The 1461-nt window shown below is 57.9% G+C and carries 1 protein-coding gene; it reads right to left on the bottom strand.

The annotated features are described in order from the left end of the window. Nucleotides 1–274 precede the first annotated feature (274 nt). Nucleotides 275–1333 carry an IS110 family transposase gene (locus WF331_RS29100; RefSeq protein ID WP_174371984.1) on the bottom strand — a complete coding sequence of 353 codons (1059 nt, stop codon included), beginning with the start codon at nucleotides 1331–1333 and terminating at the stop codon, nucleotides 275–277. Nucleotides 1334–1461 lie beyond the last annotated feature (128 nt).

Below are 1461 nucleotides of genomic sequence, written 5' to 3'. Positions count from 1 at the left end.
TCGCGGCACAAGGCCGCTCCTATGTATGGACTCGCCTACATTGTCTAGCTGCTTTGAACATAGGAACCCGGTTGCATCTATGTATCAGGCCTATTCGAGGAAGCTTTTCGCTTCTGGCCAACATCGTGGTGAGCTCGCAGTGTGCCGTTTACATTGAGGCCATTACGTCAGGCCTGTAGGAGCGGAGGCATCTGTCTGCGACGGTCTTACCTAGGGTCAATGTTCACTAGCAGGGGTTGGAGCGCTCAGCGCTCCGGTGGCATTGCTCGGTTGGTCAGAGGCTCATAGCGGCCTCCGGGTTGTTGTTCGGTTTGCGTTGGTAGACCTGATTGCTCTGTAGCAGAGCCCAGATAATGCGCAGATTTCGATTAGCCAGTCTGATCGCCGCCTCCTTGCGTCCAAGGCGCGATAGCCAGCGCAAGAGGCGGCGATCGTCTGGCTGATCGGAATCAGGTCTTAGCTGACTCAAAACAGCATGCGCGCCCTGGATCATCAGGCTACGTATGTAGCCGTCACCTCGCTTGCTCATTCTGCCCAGCCTGATTTTGTTTCCGCTACTGTGCTGGTCCGGCACGATACCGAAGAAGGCGGAATACATTCGGCCACTCGCGAAGCGGCTGGGCTCGGTCTGTTTTGCCACGATCGCCGTGGCGATGATTGGGCCAACGCCACGAATAGTGATCAGCCGCTGTGCCACCTTATCTTGCTGGGCTGTCACTTCGAGCCGTCCACTCAGCGCCGCAATGCGTTCACCTAAAGACAGCCAGTCAGTCAGCAGCTCATCAAGCAACTCCCGCAATAAGTCGGGCAGAGGCAAGGAGGCATCCTCAAGCGCCCGCGGTACCTGCTGACTGATCGCGGCATCGCCTTGAGGCATGGATACGCCATGCTCAAGCAGCAGACCACGTATCTGATTGCCCAGCGCTGTATGCCGCTTGATGTTGCCGCGCCGGATGCGATGCAGTGCTTGAATAGCCAGCGCTGTGGTGCTCTTGATCGGTACGGAGGCAATGCTGGTATCGCGACCGGCACGCAGAATGGCATGGGCATCGTTACGGTCGTTCTTCGCGCCGCTGCGGTGTTCGGCGACGCGTTGCGCAGGCAGGATGCGAACCGGATTACCTTTGGTCTGCAGCAGCCTGGCCCAGGCTTGTGCGCCTGGACCGCACTCCATCAAGACAGCCACTGTCGTTGGCAGCCTAGTCAGGAAGTCATGGAATGCTTGACGGGATTTGATGCGATCTTCGTAGATCACCCGCCCAGTAGCGTCCTCGCCTGCCAACTGGAAGACCTGTTTGGCCAGGTCTACGCAGATGGTTGTGCAAAGTTCCACATCGGTGGAAGACAGGGAATCGTGCTTCGAACTATGCTTTTTCATGGTCTCGCCCTCGCTGCCGTTGGCTTCTTCGAACGCCACCGTGGCACTGTGATGCCTCGGCGGGGGCGAGTCCATCGATTACA

It is taken from the genome of Pseudomonas sp. YNh (genome assembly GCF_037993085.1).
GTDB classification, from domain to species: domain Bacteria; phylum Pseudomonadota; class Gammaproteobacteria; order Pseudomonadales; family Pseudomonadaceae; genus Aquipseudomonas; species Aquipseudomonas putida.
The sequence above is the reverse complement of the archived record's forward strand: the minus strand, read 5'-3'. Positions and strand labels throughout refer to the sequence as shown.